Origin of the sequence: Burkholderia sp. Bp8992, assembly GCF_003853705.1 — a bacterium.
Taxonomy (GTDB): Bacteria; Pseudomonadota; Gammaproteobacteria; order Burkholderiales; family Burkholderiaceae; genus Burkholderia.
Map to the genome: position 1 here is coordinate 41932 of NZ_QTQI01000015.1, position 18704 is coordinate 60635.

Consider the following 18704-nt stretch of genomic DNA (forward strand, 5'->3'; position numbering starts at 1 on the left):
GGCGCCATGCAGACGCATCCCGTCCGTCCTCCCGCCGACCGTTCGCTGCGGATTCATGCCCATCCGCAGCGCTGGCTGTCGTCGATCGCACTGCTGACGCCTGCGCTGTATGCATCGCTGTGGGTCGGCTTGCCGATCGCCTGGCGCTACTGGCGCGCGGTGATGGTCTGGGGCGCATACCAGATCGATCCGGCGCTGCACGTGATCGTGATCGGCTATCCGCCCGATGCGCCGCGCGTACCGCTGCTGTCGATCGACGTCGCCGCGCGCATGCCGGGCGACGTGCTGCTGGCCCTCACCGCGGCGCTCTGCGCGATCGGCTTCGGCGCGTCCTTCATACAACACCGGAACTGGCTGCCCGTTGCATATCTGTTACGTATCGCGAGCTTCACCCAGCTACTGATTTGCGTGTATTTCTGGCTCGCGCCCGGCACGTTTCCGTATGTCCCGTTGCTGCATCTGCGCGACATGTTCGTGCTGCTCGGTGCGGCGATCGCGATGATCCCGCTGGTGATGGCGGCGTTGTACTACCCGCTCGATTTCTCGCTGCTGCAGAAGGCATTCGCGTCGGCACTGGTGCTCGGCTACTTCATCTTCGCGCTGCCGTTCGTGATGCTGCTGCACGCGATGATCATCCATCACGGCACGCTGCTGTTCCTGCCGTTCTGCTATTTCCTGCTCGGCGGACCGCTGCTGATCGGCTTGCTGGTCACGCTCTACACCTACTGCGCGAGCTGGCCCGGCGCGCTGACGCGCGACACCGATTCCGTCTGCTGATTTCGCACGCAAACGTGCCGTATCAGCGATGAAACGAATCCATTGCGTTTGCTGCCGCGCCGCGCGACTCGCGTTACATGAAGCCAGCAGGTCCGGGCCTCCGGCGCAAATGGCACGTTGTTCGCTTCACTCAATGCGTCGCATCGAGTCCTTTCGTCAACGACGACAGCGCGACGTACCGACGTATCCCGTTGGTCCGGCTGGCGCCGACAGGTGCCGCTCGATGCCCGACGCACCGGACAGCCGCACACACCTGCGGGGCAGGATTGGTCGACCTGGCGGCACGCGCATCACGGCTGCCGCACGCCCCCCATTCCTTGAGCGAGGAGTACACCATGTTGGCAAAGTCAGGCAAGTTCTTGCGGATCCTGTTCGCGTTGCTCGCGCTCGCGTTCGCATTCAGTCCGGGCGGCGTTCGGGCGGCCACCAACCAGCTCATCCTGCTGGTGCCGAACACGCTGACGTTGCCCGATCCGCGCGTGTCCGCATGGCTCGACACCGCACAAGAGGAAGGACTGCAGATCACGGTGATGACCGACAGCCAGTTCATGGCGGCCGGCGCGTCGCTGTCGCAGTATCCCGGCCTGATCCTGCCCGATCAGGTGCATACGACGGCCGACGACACGCTCGTCACGGCGATCCAGAACTATGCGCTCAACGGCGGCAAGGTGATGCTCGTCTACGATTTCGGCGTGCTGAATTCCGCCGGCTTCTACGTGAGCCCGAAATCGCGCTTCAGCAGCATGGTGGGCGTCGACTATGTGTTGTATGACCAATACGGCGGCAACATGATCGGCCTCGGCAACGTGACCGGCATGAGCAGCTGGCTGCGCACGCTCCAGGTGCCTCCCGGCAAGTCGATGGCGTGGACCACGACGGCTTCGGCCACGACGACCGCCAGCGTCATGGCCGCGGCGACCACCGGCAACGCGAAGACGAGCAACGCGCCGAAGCAGACCACCGGTAGCGCGCTCTATCTGTCCGGCAGTCCGTCGAACCCCGGCGGCCTCGCCAACTACAACCACGGCGCATGGTTCCAGTACGACACGCCTCCTGCAGGCAGCGGCCTGCTGAACCAGACGGCGCCGAAGCTGACCGGCGTCGCGAACGGCAAGCAGGTGAAGTCCGGCACGTATAGCGCCAACTCGCTCGTCAGCACCACGACCGGCAAGGCGGCAACCGCGCTCGCCTCCACGATGGCGACGACCACCGACACGCTCGAAGGCATCTCCGGCTATGTGTACGGATTCCTGACCTATCCGAGTTTCGTCACGCAGGGGACCTACACCGGCACGACGATCCTGACCTCGCCGACGTTCGGGCTGGTGTCCGGCTACAACACATATGGCAACGGCGGCGTCCTGTTCGTCAACCTGCCGCTCGCCTACCTCGACGGCCAGACCGACGGCATGCTGATCCACGGCTACCTGCACTATTTCGGCACGCAGATGCTGAACCTGCCGTCGCTGTCGCCGCTGCCGAAGGCGATGGCCGGGCTGGTGTTCAACTGGCATTTCTGCGCGGGCGACCAGATCCAGCCGGCGCTCCAGTTGAAGAACCTCGGCGTGTGGAACAATGGGCCCTTCTCGCTGGTAATCACGGCCGGCCCCGATGAAGCGACGTTCGGCGACGGCAACGGCATCAACCTCGCCAACAACCCGACCGCGCAGAATCTCGTCAAGTATCTCGTGAGCAAGGGTCAGCACGTCGGCAGCCACGGCGGCTGGATTCACGACTACTGGGGAGCCAATGCCAGCGAAACGAACGCGAGCACGTTCACGCAGTACCTGGTGATGAACCATCAGGCCGTCCAGGCAGCGACGGGCCAACCGGACGTCGAGTACGCGGCACCGGAAGGCAACACGCCGACCTGGTCGGTCAACTGGCTCGAAAGCAACGGCTTCAACGGCTATTACTTCACCGGTCACACCGGCTCGGCGCCGACCCGCGCATACCGCAACGGCGCGCTGCTGAACCCGGGCCTGTGGGCTTACCCGGTGATGCCGTTCGGCAAGTACGCGACGTTCGAAGAGTTCCAGCAATACGCGGTGCCGACGTCCGACGTGAACAACTGGTATGCAGCCCTGATGAACTTCGTCGTCGCGAACCGCACCAGCCGGCTGATCTATGCACACCCGCTCGGCGCGTCGTCCTACACGTCGACGTTGAACGCGATCTTCTCGCAAGCGAATACGCTGAAGCTGCTCGGTCAGTTCAAGTGGTACACGATGAGCGACATCACGATCTTCGATCGTGCACGCCTGAACGTCACATGGTCGGCCACCGACACGGGCAGCAGCTGGTCATTCGCCGCCAGCCACCCGACGAGCCTTGCGAACATGACCTGGTTGCTGCCGAAGAAGGCCTACGCACTGCCGGTCATCACGCAAGGCCTTGGCAGCGTCGTCATCACCGACTCGATGTACTGGCTCGTGACCGCGAACAGCGGCACCAGCATCAAGTTCACCAGCGCCAAGGTGCACTGAGCCGCAACTCGACCCACCCGCCGGCGCGCGACGCGGCCAACGTCGCGCCCGGCGGCATTTGCGCAGGACCACCGCGCAGGAGCCCCCGATCATGAACCGGCCCGCGCTGTTCCCGGCCGCACGCGCACGCGTGGCGGCCACCGCCCGGCTATGCCGCCTGTGGCGCGTTGCCTGCTGTGTGTCGGCATTCGGCTTCGCGCTGCACGCAGGCGCCGCCGAGCTCCAGCTCAACGGACTCTACCAGCGCCCCGACGGCGCGATCACCGTGCGCCTGAATGGCGCCGGCATCGATCCGTATTTCGCGGCGAAGGCGCTGCTCGCCGCCGCCGACGCCGGGCTCGACACCCACCAGGCCGCACTCGCGTGGATCGCGTGGCTGTTGCCGCGCCAGCGCCCCGACGGCGGCTTCGATCGCTACTGCTTGAAGAGCGGCCAGTACAGCGCCTGCGCGGAAGCCGACGCCGACGACGCGATGATGGCCACCTGGATCGAACTGCTCTCCCGCTTCGCGCCGCCCGACGGCATGCCCGCCGCGTGGGAACTCAGCCTGAACCGCGCGGGTGCGCATCTGGACACGCTGCTCAGCAAGCCCACCGGCGTCTATCAGATCTCGTCCACGCTGCACGTCGCGCTGCTGATGGACAACGTCGAGGTCCACAGCGCGTTCCAGGCGCTCGCCGCGTACTACGTCCGGCATGCCGACAACACACACGCGAGCCCGTGGCGCCAGCGCGCCGACCGGCTCTCGTCCGCGATCCTGAAGGTGTTCTGGCGCGGCACGCAATCCGGCTTTCGCGCGAGCACGCAGCGCATCAGCGACACGACCTTCTATCCGGCGAAAGTCGCGCAGATCTTCCCGCTCCTGTCGGGGATTCAGGTTCCCGATCAATCGAACGAGGCGATCTACGCGCAGTGGATGCAGAAATACGGCAAGACCTGGCTGCAACTGGCCGGCAGCGATTATCCATGGGGCTTGATTGCGCTGGTCGCATTCAAGATGAATGACTGGAACACGGTCGCCTGCTGGCATGCGCGATCGGGCCCGTACCGGCATGGTGCGCACTGGAACGTACTGGAGGAATCGCTTTATCTCGCATTCGAAAGCAGGATGGCCGACCCCGTCGCGCCCGCTCAGTGCGGCTTCACGACGGCCGAGGCAACGGAGACTGCGGCGCGCTGACACGGCGTGCATGCGCTCCGGCAAAATCGACAGGGAAGGAGACGTGTCATGTGTGGCATCGTCGGCGCGGTCGCGCAACGGGACATCGTCCCGATTCTGATTGAAGGTTTGCGCCGCCTGGAATATCGCGGCTACGATTCATGCGGGGTCGCGACGGTCGTCGACGGCCAGGCGCGCCGGGAGCGCAGCATGTCGCGCGTCGCCGATCTCGACGCCCACGTGCGCAGCGCCGGCCTGACCGGCAGCACCGGCATCGCTCACACGCGCTGGGCGACCCATGGCGCGCCGGCAACCTGCAACGCACACCCGATCTTCTCTCGCGACGAGATCGCGCTCGTGCACAACGGCATCATCGAGAACCACGAAACGTTGCGCAAGCAACTGTCCGACGAGCACTACGAATTCGACGGCCAGACCGACACCGAAGTCGTCGCTCACCTGATCCACAGCAAGTATCGCGGCGACCTCCTCGCCGCCGTGCGCGATGCGACGTCGCAGCTTCACGGTGCTTACGCGATCGCGGTGTTCAGCAAACACGAGCCGCAGCGGCTGATCGGTGCGCGGGCCGGCTCGCCGCTCGTCGTCGGCTTGAAGGACGGCGAATGCTTTCTCGCGTCCGACGCGCTCGCGCTGGCCGGCATTACCGACCGCTTCATCTTTCTCGAGGAAGGCGACATCGTCGAGTTGACGCCCGGCAGCGTGCGGGTGCTCGATCGCACCGGTGCACCGATCGAACGCGCGATCCAGACCGTTTCATCCGCGCAGGGTGTGGTCGAGCTCGGGCCGTACCGGCACTTCATGCAGAAGGAAATTTTCGAGCAGCCGCAGGCCGTGGCCGCGACCATCCCGGACGCGGGGCTGTTCGATCCGGCCGTATTCGGCCCGGATGCCGCGCGGGCATTCGACCAGATCGACAACGTGCTGATTCTCGCGTGCGGCACGAGCCATTATTCCGGCCTGACCGCGCGCCGCTGGCTCGAAACGATCGCGCGCATCCCCGCGCAGGTCGAGATCGCGAGCGAATACCGTTACAGCGATGCGCTCTCGATGCCGAACACGCTGGTGGTCAGCGTGTCGCAATCCGGCGAGACCGCCGACACGCTCGCCGCGCTCAAGTACGCGCAGGCGCTCGGCCATATCGACACGCTGGCGATCTGCAACGTGCCGACCAGCGCGATGATGCGCCAGACCGGCCTGCGCTTCCTGACGCGGGCAGGCCCGGAAATCGGCGTTGCGTCGACCAAGGCGTTCACGACGCAGCTCGTCGCGCTGTTCATTCTTGCCGTCACGCTCGGACGGCTGCGCGGCTACGTCGACGACGCGCAACTCGCGCGCTACACGATGCAGCTGCGGCGATTGCCTGGCGCGCTCGAGGACGTGCTCGGGCTGGAACCGCAGATCGAGCGCTGGGCGGCGGAATTCGCTCAGCACGAAAACGCGCTGTTTCTGGGGCGCGGGCTGCACTACCCGATCGCGCTCGAAGGTGCGCTGAAGCTGAAGGAGATTTCGTATATCCACGCGGAAGCGTATCCGGCCGGTGAGCTGAAACACGGGCCGCTCGCGCTCGTGACGCACACGATGCCGGTCGCGACAATCGCACCGAACGACGCGCTGCTGGAGAAGCTCAAGTCGAACATGCAGGAAGTGCGGGCGCGTGGCGGGCAGCTTTACGTGTTCGCCGATGCCGATACGCGGATCGACAACGGCGAAGGCGTGTCGGTATTGCGGATGCCGGATTACTACGGGCTGTTGTCGCCGATTCTGCACGTCGTGCCGTTGCAATTGCTCGCGTATCACGCGGCGTGCCTGCGCGGCGCGGATATCGACAAGCCGAGGAATCTGGCGAAATCGGTGACGGTGGAGTAAAGGGCCAACAGGGCGTCGGACTCGACTGCGGATACCCGACGGGATCCTATTTTGCCGCGACCTTCGCCTTGGTTGGCTGTTCGACCGGAACATCAAGCGGGAGTGGCTTGGCAAGAACGCCGGAGATGATCCCGTTGATGGTTTCGTTCGTGCTGGCCCCAATGTTGTTGTAGACACCAACCACACGCGGCTCGACGTGGGTTTTGGACGTGTCGTATAGCTTGGCTTTCATTGTGCCGAGCGCCTGGATCGCACTTTGAATCGAGGCGAGACTAATATCGGATGGAATGGGCAATGCGGTAGAGATGTTCTCTCCGGTCAGGCCAAGTGTCTGCACCACGAGCGTTCCAGACAATTGGCTAGCTTGCGCGGCAGCGCCGATCGCGATCAGGTTGCCAAGGTTGACCCCCGCTTTCGTGGTATTGAGCGTCGCCGTTACGCGCAATCCCACACCGATATAGACAGGCACGGCGAGGTCGGCGAGCTTTCCATCGCTAACGAAGGTGGCACGAAATGATCCGTCTGAACGTGCGTCGGTTTTCTTTACGAACAGCGGATAGGTATTGGATTTTATGTAGTCGACCGTGACAACATATCTACCATTCTCGACACTCATGCTAACGGGGCCGTAAGTGACATTTCCATTGGTATCGATTTGTCCAATGGCGAGCCGCATCGTTTCGTCAGGCAGTGCATTCAGAATGTCTTCTGGCTTGGCAGTCTTCCCGCCGATGGGCCTGACCGCCACGGGAGCCGGATCAAGAGGCTGATATCCAGAGGGTGGAGATAGCTTGCTTGCGTCGAAGTCGGCTGCGGCGCCTGCAGATGAAGCCGAATTTCGTGGATTGCCGTCGGAACCGGGGGACGGCTGCGGCCTGACGATAAACGAGGAAGCACAGCCCGACAGAAACACCACTGCAGATACGGCAATAGCAAGTGATGTGCTCGAGCATCCCCTCTTGATATTGATATTCATTATTTTCCCCGTGCGGTGCCATGCCTGGACTAATCGCTAGATCTCCGGAACCGAGACTACACGTCGCGCGAATGCTGCGCAATAAGTCAAATCAATAAGAAACCGTCACAAACCAACACCTGAATTAATCTGATGAAACGACACCGGACGCGCAGCACTCGCGCTTGGAATTCCGCAATACCTTCTGCCGTTCAATGCACGATCGTGCGTAATGTCCGCACTGGGCTCATTGAGCACGCAGTTTGACCAGAGTGTCGCCGACCCATCGTTTACCGGGCGGTATACGCAGGATCGGTGACAGCCGTACGCCGTGCAGTAGCGGTTGAACGAATTCCCGTTCGAATCGGTGCCGGATACCGATCAATTTCCGTTTCAGAAATTCTGAACGGCTTTGTTCCAGTTCTGATCATTCGCAGCCGTGCTATTGATCGTCGTCGTGTCGCCACGCGTGCTCGCCGTCTCACGCCACGAACTGCCCGTCTACATTGCAACCGCTCACGGTCGTCAAACCGCCCAACCTGTCGCGGCGATATGAGTCACCGCTGCGGTTCACGCATGTTTGCCAACCCGGACAGCCGATGCAGTTCGCATATGCCGCACAAGATGTCGCGAGAGCAACGCCAAGCATTACGGCCCTGGTTGCCTTTTCACAGCCGTCTCCCCATCAATGGGTAAGAAAAAGACCGTGAGAATTCCAAATGAATTCAGACTCCAGCTTGGATGGCGTGATCATTTTATGGATAATCGGCGTGATCTAACGCACGACGTCTTGCACAAACGCCATTGACCGCTCTCACCGTCGATCTTCGGAATGACTCATCAAATGCAAAGTACGACAGCCCCGTCAGTTTTTCGGACACTGCTGAATCGAACCCGAAGCTGGCTACGGCATCACACCCGCGACTTCAGACGCTCGGACTTCTTGCCTCGTTGCGCTCTGAAGCAAGCCGCCATTGTTCTCGCAGCCTGGACGCTACCAGCCGTAACCGGAGTTGTCTTAACTAACTGGCTCGGCAGCCGTCGATCAGTCAAATATCTACAGACGGCAATCCACGAAGGCATTGGGCCACATATCTGGAATGTCTTTGCGGTGCTTGGGATGATCCTTGTCGGCCTGCTGATTGCGCTCCCTCGTCAGAGGTGGCTCGCGATCGCCGCATATCAGGTGCTACAAAATACCTACGCACTCGGTGCGTTGATGCTCGGGCTTCTTCTCGGCCAGTGGATTTGCTTCGCTGCCCCTCAGGATGCCAGCACGCTGCACACCTATCTGCGTGTGACGATATCAGGCCTAATGTTCGCGATGGCATTCTGCTTGAATTTCTTGATCTGGTACACATCCTTTCTCATATCGCCGGTTCGCCTGAACACCGGCTTCATGCGCGCAACAGTGCGGCTCGCTCCACAGTTCCGCTTGCCAATGGCGGCGGCGATCGTAGCCAGCGCACTTGTTTCGCTCTATGTCTACCTGGATGAGTAAACGCGCTCCTGTCGCCCTCCGAACCCTGTGCCTCCGCCCGTTTTCCTGAATCGCGTGGACCCACATACGGCGGTTCAGCAAGTCAACTTGCCGCTCGATTCAGCGGGTTTGGGCGACGCAGTTTCTCTGGGTTTAGAGATGCGCTCGCCATTTGCCTCGTCAGCAAGCAAAGAGGTACTTTGCAATAAGCAGCGGAGTTGATGCGGATCGAGTCGCTTGTGGCGCGCGCGGGCCTGTTGACGGCATCTGATTTGCGCGCTCGAGCGGCCGGGCGCCTGGCAGCTCGTTCATCGACGGATGCCCGTCATCCTGCTCAAAGGGCGCGGCAGCGCCCACCCCTTCGAGCGCCTTCGCAGGTGTTTCAGCGCCCGTCGAGGGCCCCTCGCGTCCCGCCCGGGCAATTGCTCGCTGGCGCTCCCGTAGAAGTCGATCGAGGGCGTCCGCGGCCTTCGCGTCGAGAGAACGTGCCTGCGCTCGACTGCTCGACGCACGATGACGAAGTCGTCGCACTACATCGTCGATGTCATCCATCCTTCGCCCCTTGCTCCCCGGATTGCGCGCCGCCGCCCACACCGGCCGATCGCTCAAGCACGGCACGGCTCGTCGCAGGTCACGGCCCGAAGCAGCGCTGCGACTTCGCGCCCACCTCCCCAACCAGCATTGAAACCAGCGGCCGGTATTCGTCGCCGCAGTCCTCTGCAAGCCTGATCAGCTCCTCGAGCTGTTGCGCGCGCCGTGCCGCGAAATCGCGCATGTCGGTGTTCTCGTGCACGGTGGTCACCGTCACGGTACCGTCGCCGGCCGATTCAATATAGGCGGACGTCAAGTGACGATTCCCCTGGTCCGACGCCGCTTGCGCATTTTCAGACCAAGCTTCATTTCTCATCCGTAAGGTACGTTTTCGGCAATAATGAATGCCCCGTACGAAACCAACAGCAAGATGATCTTCCGTTCAAAAGCAAAGAAGGTAGAACCCTCTGAACTTGCTGATCAAGCCTCAAAAAGCTATGCCCCATGGCAAAGGACACCGCGAGATCAGAAGCTAGCTATGAGTGACGCCGCCTCTCAAAGACAAAGCAAACCCAAGATGTTGCTACTAGATCTTGATCCGGATGTCGTTGAAGTAGTCAAGGCGCGATGGGGAGATGTCGTCATTGGCAAGCTCGGACAACCCTATAAGGTTGAGAAAACGTCCGGCTATATTCCCGTGATCAATCACGACTTCCTGTCAGGACATCAGGAGTGCGATGTAGTAATCGCCGACTTCGCGATGAGGAAGACTTCTTCCGGCCCCTCAGGAGAGAAGCACCGGCCCATGGACGCTACTGACCTATGGGCAAAGCAAGATATGGGGTACATCGATAACCGCGGTCTAACTGGACTGCGGGAAAAAGAGACCTTCGACCGGATCATCAGGCTAGGCGGAGTTGTTGTGGTTTTCGCCGACTACGCGCCCCCTCATGACGCTATGACTACGTCGATAGGTTTCGGAAAACTGATGCCTGGATCACCCGCTAACCTCAACGTTTGGAATCTTGCTAGCGCACTTGAGTATCTGCGCATTGCCGGTGATAGCGGGTCCACGATGTCGGTCGTTGATACCTCTAGCCTCGGGAAACTCCTCGCAAAGCATTTGCCAGAGAGTCGGTTCACCTGCACCCTAAGGATGAATTATACGAACGATGTATGGACCCCCTTAGCGGTCAACAAGTTTCGGGAGTGCGTTGCCGCACTCCTCAAAAAGAACGACCGCCTCGTCGCTTTGGTAGTCCCGCAGCTAGCGAACAAGGCAGCCTTCCTTGATGAGCTGCTCACGACGGTACTGCCCGAGTGCTTGCCGGATCTGTTCCCTGGCATAGCGACAGGCGCATGGACTCATCGCCCCGAATACGAGCTTCCGCGGGTAGCGGAACTGCGGAGTGAAAGGATACGCATTGAAGAAGAAGCGCGGGCCGCGATTGCCGCGCTGGACGGTCAGATCGACGCGGAAAAAGCCGAGAACGGCTGGATTCACGACCTGCTGACCGAAACCGGCGACGAATTGGTAAACGCCGTGAAGCGAGCTCTAACCGAAATCGGGTTCCTTAAGGTCGTGGACGTGGATGAGATTCGAGATCAAGCCAAACAGAGTCGGCGCGAGGATCTGCGCATCGAAGATCGCCACCCCGTGCTCGTCGTTGATATCAAGGGCATCGGCGGTCGCCCAACCGACGAGGACGCCACCCAGGCAAACAAGCATGCGCTGATCCACTCTAGGGAATCAAAGAATCCCGAAGTTCAAGGGTTGTCGATTATCAATCACGAGCGCCACATACCACCGCTCGAGCGCGACAACGGCATGCCATTTCGCGAAGAACTACTGACGGTTGCAGACGAGACTAGCCTCGGTCTGATGACATCGTTCGACTTGTACCGGATCCTCGTCAATATGCGTCGATGGAAATGGGCTGCAGGTGACGTCACGCCCCTGCTGTACGCCAGCAAACGCGTAAGCGTAGTTCCGACGCGTTACGAATTCATCGGCACGGTCGCAGGGGTCTGGCCAAAGGCAAATGCATTTGGCGTCGTAATCGAGAACGGGGTAGTCAACGTCGGCGATGCGCTTGCCATCGAGGGGCCCATCTACTTTGAAGAACTGCCGGTGCAATCCATTCGCGTCAACGACGTTGCAGTTCAATCGGCAACCGTGGCCGATCAGGCTGGCTTCCCCCTCCCTGAAAGCGGCGCAAAAATTCGCGAGGGGATGCGCGTGTTCGTGATCCATAGAAGCGAACAAGCGGCGACGAAAGCCAGCTGAAGTTTGCCCCCAGTGAAGGCAAGAAATTTAGTGGCTGAAGGGAGCAACAACGCGATCGTCGCGCGGACGACGATCGCGCCTCTCGCTGCCTATGTATCGTGCCACGCCGTCAACGCAGCGCATCGATCCATTGGAGCTCAAGTCACAGCGATAGCTGGTTTAGCGATCAACGTAATTTTTTGAATGCATCCTTGAACATTCGGCCGACCTCCTTCTTCGCTTGATCAACTGCGACTCGCTTGAGTTCTCCATACGTACCCGCAGATGTTCCGCATCCAGAACATGAGATTTCAAGCCCATCTGTAGCGTCGTCCGGCCAAGCAAGTCGCGTGCCGCACTTCTTGCATTCAAAAGAGACGGAAATATGATCGTTAGCCATGAAGTAACACGGAAGGTGTGGAAATTATTGGAATAGGCACATAGCCACTCAAACACTCCATCTGCCTTTTCCAAGTACTGTGAACACTACGTAGCCCGCGACCCGTTGTCAAAAACTCCAGCACGGACTACTCGTTTTCGCGGATATGAATAGCTCGTCGCCAAGGTATTATCCGCCTAACAAATAAGCGGGCGGATCCAGTGCTGTCAAGGTGCGCGACGGAAGCATCGATAGTGCAGCCCGACAACGGGGACCTACACATGGACCAGATAGCGGAAGGAGCAACTGCGCCCGCGGCTCCAGCATTGAACTCGCCGGATATCATGGTCTATTCTGGACAGATCAGTCGAGCCGGCTACGATCTCGTTTGCTCCGAACTTGCGAAAAAACAATCTTCAAATCTGTTGTTCGTTCTGAGCACCCCTGGTGGCGACCCGCATGCGGGTTTCCGAATCGCGCGGGCATTGCAGCACGGTTACGATTCGTTCGACGCTTTGATTCCATGGTTGTGCAAGAGCGCCGGCACCCTCATTTGCATTGGAGCATCCAAGCTCTGGCTCGGCGATCAAAGCGAGTTGGGCCCGCTCGACGTGCAGGTAAAGAAACAAGACGAAATTGTCGGCCGAAACTCCGGCCTGGACATCTTTCAGTCGGTCAACTACCTTCAAAATCAGGCGATGAACGCATTTCGCTCGTACCTAATCGAGTTGACCACGCGAGCCGCCCTGTCGACACGAGTTGCAGCCGATATCTCGACGAAGCTGACAACGGGCCTGTTCTCGCCGGTTTTCGGGCAAATAGATCCGATGAAGCTCGCGGAAATGCAACGCGCGACTGACATCGCATTCGCGTATGGCAGCCGCCTCGACGCAAAGAGCAACAACCTGCGTGCTGATGGTTTGGATAAGCTGATCGTTGGCTACCCGTCGCACGGCTTTGTTATTGACCGCAAGGAAGCATCAAGTATATTTGTACGGGTGGAAAGACCAACTGGCATCTACGCGCAGGTTGCCCAAGCCTTGCATGATTCTTGCAAGCCTAATTTCGAAGACGATCCACCGAATGTCAGACTGTACCCAATCGCACAGTCGCCATCACAAGACAATCCTGAAGGAGAGACAGATGCGCACGTACCAGACCCCGCGCCCGGTTCGGGAAGCGATGGCGCAAGCCAGCCTGAAAACGGCCCAGGTGGCGAGCAAACTCAACAGCTTCGCGCGCTCGCAAACGAGTTCTACCCCGCAAAACCGCCCAGCAGCTCCTATTCCTGATTTGACGAAGCTGGTACATCGCGATTGAAATATCGCAATCGGCAAAAGCCTCGCAAATGCGGGGCTTTGTTTTTTGGTGCATCGTTGTGAGCGACCGTAACCCCGGCGTAACCCCGGAACGTCTCGAAGTGCTCAAACTGGCCCGCCCTACACGATTCGAACGTGTGACCTACGGCTTAGAAGGCCGTTGCTCTATCCAACTGAGCTAAGGGCGGTCGCGGAGAAAAGACACGGCCTTTCGCGGACCGCATTCGGCATCGGGCTATCGAGTCACGCACGGCAACTACCGCACCGCCCAACTCAACGCCCCGAAACAAAACGGGCCCGGTATGGAACCGAGCCCGAAATTATACCCGATCATCGCGTCACATCACGCGAAGCGAGCCATCGCAACCTCAAACCGGCTGCGGATGCAGCATGAACCAGCCAAGACAGAACACCCCGGCGATCACGCAGTACACGCCGAACGACGCGAGCCGCCCGCGCCCTTCGAAATAGCGCATCAGGAACCGCACGCTCAGGTACGCGGCGATCGCCGTCAGCACGCCGCCGAGCAGCGCGTCGGCAAGCTGGTCGCGCGCATGAAACAGCTTCGGCAGTTCGAGCACACCCGCCGCGAAGATGATCGGCGTGCCGAGCAGGAACGAGAATTCCGCTGCCTTCTCCGCCGTCAGCCCGGCCACATTGCCGGCAATCATCGTCAGCCCGCTGCGCGAGAAACCCGGAATCAGTGCGCCGATCTGCGCGAGACCCACGAAGAACGCCTGCTTGAACGTCATCTTCTCGGGCGCCTGGTGCGCGCGGCTGCGCTGGATGCGATCGCCGAGCCACAGCAGCACGCCGTTCACGATCAGCGCGATCGCGACGATCCGCAGGTCGTGGAACACGCGTTCGATACGCTTCTCGAGCAGCAGCCCGACGATGCCGGTCGGGATCGTCCCGATGATCAGCGCCCACATCAGGTGGCCGTCGTCGTTCTTGCGGCCGCCGAGCTGCGCGAAGAAGCCGCTGATCAGCGCGGTCCAGCGCGCGCGGAAGTACCACAGCAGCGCGAGCGCGGTGCCGAGGTGCAACGCAACGAGGAACGGCAGCAGTTGCGGCGCGTGCTTGTCGATATGCATGCCGAACAGCGCCGGCACGAGCAGCGTATGGCCCAGGCTGCTGACAGGGAAGAGTTCGGTGACGCCCTGCAGGACGCTCAGGAATACCAGAAACCAGAGACTCACGCGTCGGTCCTTTTAGTCGAGATTGAGCGGGAAGAAAGACGGACGACGCGATGCGCGTCCGAAAAAACGCGCCCTGATTATGCCGAGCCAGGATTACTGCGCCAAGGCATTTGGCAGCTTATTGCGGCAATGCACACAAACGCTTGCAATTTGTAAGCACGCAGAAAGCAAAAAGCCCGCCATTTGCATGGCGGGCCTGTCGACTTCGGCAGGAATTGCCGTCAGCGGCCGAGCTGATAGAAAAATAATACCGTGCTGCCGGTGAACATGCCGAACAGTGCGATTCCCATTGCCATTGCCAGATCCATGGCCCCCTCCACGAAGTGTCATGACCCGGCAACGTCACCGGTTTAGATGCATTATCCAGACCGTTGACAGTCTTAAAAACTCGCAATTTCCCGAGAAGGGTTTTCCCCGAGCGGCCGCGGCCCGATAATGGAACGCGCGTTGCTCCGTCCACCCGTCCAATCCGATTCGCCATGCCGATCTTCCAGCAACACGATATCCACGAACTTCACGCCGGCCCGTCGCTCGTCCGGGTCGCTCCGCAATTCGGCGGCCGCCTGCTGTCCTGGCACGTCGACGGCGAACCGGTCATCTTCTGGCCGGAAACGGCCGACTGGAGCAACCTCGCCCGCGTGCGCGGCGGCAATCCGCTGCTGTTTCCGTTCCTCGGCCGCCACCGCGTCGACGGCGAACTCGGCCGCTGGCGCGACGCCGCCGGCGTGGTCCGCGACCTGCCGATGCACGGCTTCGCGCGCGACCTGCCGTTCGACGCGCACCCGTCGGCCGACGGCGCCGCGCTGTCGATGACGCTCGACGCAAGCGACGCGCTGCGCGCGAGCTACCCGTTCGACTTCCGGTTCGAGACGACCTACCGGCTGGCAGACACGCACACGCTGGACGTCGCGCTGACGACGACCAATCGCGGCGACACGCCGCTGCCCTACTACGCCGGCCACCACTTCTATTTCGCGCTGCCGCATGGCGAACGCGCCGAAACCACGCTCGAACTGCCGCCGACCCGCACCTGCCAGCAGCACGCGGACGGCTCGATCAGCCCGCTCGAACCCGGTGAAGCGCATTACCGCCTCGACGATCCGGACATCGTCGACCGCTTCCACTGCCTCGACGGCGAACCGTCTTCACCGGTGCGCATCGTGATGCCGGGCCGCCGCCGCACGATCGAGATCGCGCTCGACGTGCCGGGCTCGATCCCGTGGTACGCGGTCACGACCTGGACCGAAAAGCCGGATTCCGACTTCTATTGCGTCGAGCCGTGGCTCGGCCTGCCGGACGCCATCCACAACGGCCTCGGGCTGCGCATGCTCGCGCCGGGCGCAACCGAAACGGCCACGCTGCGCATTCGCGTGCATCCGCTCGCCGGCTGATACGCGGGCCGCCAAACCGGCGCGCGACGGCCCTGACAACGGCCCAAACTGCGGTGCGCGGGTCGAACCCGTTAAAATCGGACGTTTTGTGTTGCCTGCCGCTCCACCCGCGGCAGGGTTTTGCGAGGTTCAATGTTCGGAACAACAACGAAGCGACTCTTCGCAGCCGCCTGCGCCGCCCTGCTCGCCGCGTGCGGCTCCGCGCCCGTCGGCCCCGGGTTCTATCGCGTCGAGCGTGGCGATACGCTCTACAAGATCGCGCGCGACAACCGCACGTCGGTGCAGAACGTCGTGCGCTGGAACCAGATGACGAACCCCGACGCGATCGAAGTCGGCCAGGTGCTGCGCGTCGCGCCGCCGCCCGGCACGACCACCGCATCGACGCCGTCGACCACCGGCACCGGCAGCGCCGGCCGCGCGCGTCCGGCACCTTCCGCGCCGGTCGAATCGGCCGTCAAACCGGCCACGAGCATCGGGCTGATCTGGCCGGCGGCCGGCAACGTGGTCCGCACGTTCGACGGCTCGAAATCGAAGGGGATCGACATCGCGAACTCACCGGGCACGCCGGTGGTCGCGGCCGCACCGGGTGTCGTGGTCTATGCCGGGAACGGGCTGCGCGGCTACGGCAACCTGATCATCCTCAAGCACAACGCCGACTACCTGACCGCCTACGCGCATAACCGCGCGCTGCTGGTGAAGGAAGGCCAGTCGGTTACGCAGGGACAGTCGATCGCGGAGATGGGCAACAGCGACAGCGATCGCGTCGCGCTGCATTTCGAGCTGCGCTACGGCGGCCGGTCGATCGACCCGTCACGCTACCTGCCGGCGCGTTGAGCGCACGACGGACGACACGCGATGCCGGCGCGCATCGCGTGCCGTCGCGGCGAAAACGGGAAATGGTTGAGTCAGCGCTTGCGCAGACGTCCGGTGAAACGGCCGGACAACGGATCGACGTGACGAGCAAACGCCACCAGCACACCGATTCCGATCAGGCTGAACCCCGCAGCTATCAGAAGCAAATCCATGGTCACATCACTGTTTTGACTTGATCTTATGCGTCATTGTGGAATCGTGCACTGAGCCGTGGCTATTGGACGAGTCCGAACATTCCCTATCAGCAGACACCATTGTGGATTCGCCTGCGTGAAAACCTGATGTAAGCGATACGCCCGGCGCCACGATCGACACCCAGGAGACAATGCGATGCTGCCCGCCGCCGACCGCTACGACGACCTGCTCTCCCGCTTCCGGTGGGACATTCCGGCCCGCTACAACATCGGCGTGGACGTCTGCGACAAATGGGCCGACGGCAGCGGACGCCTCGCATTGATCTACGAAACGGCGCACGGCGACGTGTTCCACCTCACGTTCGACGACCTGAGGAATGCTTCTAACCGGCTCGCGAACAGCTTTGCGCGCGCCGGCCTGCGACGCGGCGACCGGATCGGCATCTTTCTCGCGCAAGGCCCCGAAACGGCCGTTGCGCACCTCGCCGCATACAAGCTCGGTGCGATCGCGGTGCCGCTCTTCACGCTGTTCGGCGTCGATGCGCTCGAATACCGGCTCGCGAACAGCGAGGCCGCCGCGCTCGTCACCGACGCGGCCGGCTACGCGAAAATCGCACCGCTGCGCGCGCAGTTGCCGTCGCTGCACACCGTGTACTGCGTCGGCGACGATACACCCGATGCGCCGGGCGTGCTGCGCTACGACGCAGCGCTTGCCGCCGAAACGCCGGATTTCGTGCCGGTCGACACGGCCGCCGACGATCCGGCGGTGATCATCTACACGTCCGGCACCACGGGCAAACCGAAAGGCGCGCTGCACGCCCATCGCGTGCTGCTCGGCCACCTGCCGGGCGTCGAGATGTCGCAGCAATGCTTCCCGCGCGACGCACGCCTGTTCTGGACGCCGGCCGACTGGGCATGGATCGGCGGGCTGCTCGACGTGCTGCTGCCGTCATGGCATCACGGCGTGCCGGTGCTCGCGCGCCGCTTCGAGAAGTTCGACGGCGACGCCGCTTTCGCGCTGATGGCGCGGCACGGCGTCACGCACGCATTCCTGCCGCCCACCGCGCTGAAGCTGATGCGCGCCGTTACGGCGCCGCGCGAACGCCATGCGCTGTCGCTGAAATCGGTCGCGAGCGGCGGCGAATCGCTCGGCACCGAACTGACGGCGTGGGGCCGCGATGCGCTCGGCGTGACGATCAACGAGTTCTACGGCCAAACCGAGTGCAACATGGTGCTGTCGTCGTGCGCGGCGCTGTTCGACGCCCAGCCCGGTGCGATCGGCAAGGCGGTGCCCGGTCATGCGGTCGCGGTCGTCGATGCGGTCGGCACGCCGCTGCCGCCGGGCGTCGAAGGCCGCATCGCGGTGCGCCGTCCCGACCCGGTGATGTTCCTCGAATACTGGCGCAACCCGGCTGCGACGCGCGACAAGTTCACGGGCGACTACCTGATCACCGGCGATACGGGCACGATCGACGCCGACGGCTTCGTGCGCTTCGTCGGCCGCGACGACGACGTGATCACGAGCGCCGGCTACCGGATCGGCCCCGGCCCGATCGAGGACTGCCTGCTCACGCATCCGGCGGTACGGATGGCGGCCGTCGTCGGCGTGCCCGACGCGACGCGCACCGAGATCGTCAAGGCGTTCGTCGTGCTGAACCCCGGCCACGTCGGCGACGACGCGCTCGTGCTCGCGCTGCAGGCACACGTGCGCACACGGCTCACCGCACACGAGTATCCGCGCGCGATCGCGTTCGTCGACAGCCTGCCGATGACCGCGACCGGCAAGATCGTGCGCCGCGCGCTGCGCGATGCGTGAGCCATCCGCCGGCGGCTCGGCCCGTGCGGCCGGATGGTTTATAGTGGCGCCA

Annotated in this window: 13 protein-coding genes and 1 tRNA gene; 10 read left to right on the plus strand and 4 right to left on the minus strand. The window is 62.1% G+C overall.

From position 1 onward, the window contains the following. Nucleotides 1-6: 6 nt before the first annotated feature. The 4 genes from DIE03_RS21735 (at nucleotide 7) to glmS (ending at nucleotide 6309) form a co-directional block, all read left to right on the plus strand. Nucleotides 7-777, plus strand: coding sequence for a hypothetical protein (locus DIE03_RS21735; protein WP_124453886.1), 771 nt, complete (start codon nucleotides 7-9; stop codon nucleotides 775-777). 335 nt (nucleotides 778-1112) lie between these two features. Further along, nucleotides 1113-3263, plus strand: a complete 2151-nt coding sequence (locus tag DIE03_RS21740) for a hypothetical protein (RefSeq protein ID WP_124453888.1) — start codon at nucleotides 1113-1115, stop codon at nucleotides 3261-3263. Nucleotides 3264-3354: 91 nt separating this feature from the next. Then, nucleotides 3355-4443 carry a hypothetical protein gene (locus tag DIE03_RS21745; RefSeq protein WP_124453890.1) on the plus strand — a complete coding sequence of 363 codons (1089 nt, stop codon included), beginning with the start codon at nucleotides 3355-3357 and terminating at the stop codon, nucleotides 4441-4443. 48 nt (nucleotides 4444-4491) lie between these two features. After that, entirely contained in the window at nucleotides 4492-6309 is a 1818-nt protein-coding gene (gene glmS / locus DIE03_RS21750) for a glutamine--fructose-6-phosphate transaminase (isomerizing) (protein WP_124453892.1), read from the plus strand. Nucleotides 6310-6355: 46 nt separating this feature from the next. Here the strand turns inward: glmS and DIE03_RS21755 are convergent, their stop codons facing one another. Continuing rightward, entirely contained in the window at nucleotides 6356-7285 is a 930-nt protein-coding gene (locus DIE03_RS21755) for a hypothetical protein (RefSeq protein ID WP_124453894.1), read from the minus strand. Nucleotides 7286-8096: 811 nt separating this feature from the next. On the opposite strand from DIE03_RS21755, the gene DIE03_RS21760 reads away from it, so the two are divergent. Further along, nucleotides 8097-8765: a hypothetical protein gene (locus tag DIE03_RS21760; RefSeq protein ID WP_260434930.1), complete on the plus strand. Its 669-nt coding sequence runs from the start codon at nucleotides 8097-8099 to the stop codon at nucleotides 8763-8765. Nucleotides 8766-9375: 610 nt separating this feature from the next. On the opposite strand, the gene DIE03_RS21765 is transcribed toward DIE03_RS21760, so the two are convergent. Continuing rightward, the gene (locus DIE03_RS21765; protein ID WP_124453896.1) at nucleotides 9376-9591 is read right to left on the minus strand and encodes a hypothetical protein; all 216 of its coding nucleotides are present in this window, start codon (nucleotides 9589-9591) and stop codon (nucleotides 9376-9378) included. A gap of 84 nt (nucleotides 9592-9675) precedes the next feature. Between DIE03_RS21765 and DIE03_RS21770 the strand changes: the two genes are divergently transcribed. Beyond that, complete coding sequence (locus tag DIE03_RS21770; RefSeq protein ID WP_124453898.1) at nucleotides 9676-11562, plus strand: hypothetical protein; 1887 nt, start codon at nucleotides 9676-9678, stop codon at nucleotides 11560-11562. A gap of 639 nt (nucleotides 11563-12201) precedes the next feature. Further along, complete coding sequence (locus DIE03_RS21775) at nucleotides 12202-13212, plus strand: SDH family Clp fold serine proteinase (protein WP_124453899.1); 1011 nt, start codon at nucleotides 12202-12204, stop codon at nucleotides 13210-13212. Nucleotides 13213-13350: 138 nt separating this feature from the next. Here DIE03_RS21775 and DIE03_RS21780 read toward each other — a convergent pair. Further along, a tRNA-Arg gene (locus DIE03_RS21780) sits at nucleotides 13351-13427 on the minus strand. A gap of 180 nt (nucleotides 13428-13607) precedes the next feature. Beyond that, nucleotides 13608-14438, minus strand: a complete 831-nt coding sequence (locus DIE03_RS21785) for an undecaprenyl-diphosphate phosphatase (protein ID WP_124453901.1) — start codon at nucleotides 14436-14438, stop codon at nucleotides 13608-13610. Nucleotides 14439-14917: 479 nt separating this feature from the next. Here DIE03_RS21785 and DIE03_RS21790 point away from each other — a divergent pair, with 479 nt between their 5' ends. From DIE03_RS21790 to DIE03_RS21800, 3 genes are all read left to right on the plus strand, one after another. Then, complete coding sequence (locus DIE03_RS21790; RefSeq protein ID WP_124453903.1) at nucleotides 14918-15829, plus strand: aldose epimerase; 912 nt, start codon at nucleotides 14918-14920, stop codon at nucleotides 15827-15829. 132 nt (nucleotides 15830-15961) lie between these two features. Next, on the plus strand, nucleotides 15962-16663 hold the full coding sequence (locus DIE03_RS21795; RefSeq protein ID WP_124453906.1) for a peptidoglycan DD-metalloendopeptidase family protein: 702 nt from the start codon (nucleotides 15962-15964) through the stop codon (nucleotides 16661-16663). 369 nt (nucleotides 16664-17032) lie between these two features. Then, a complete protein-coding gene (locus DIE03_RS21800) occupies nucleotides 17033-18652 on the plus strand; it encodes an acyl-CoA synthetase (protein ID WP_124453909.1) in 1620 nt (539 codons plus the stop codon). Nucleotides 18653-18704: the final 52 nt, after the last annotated feature.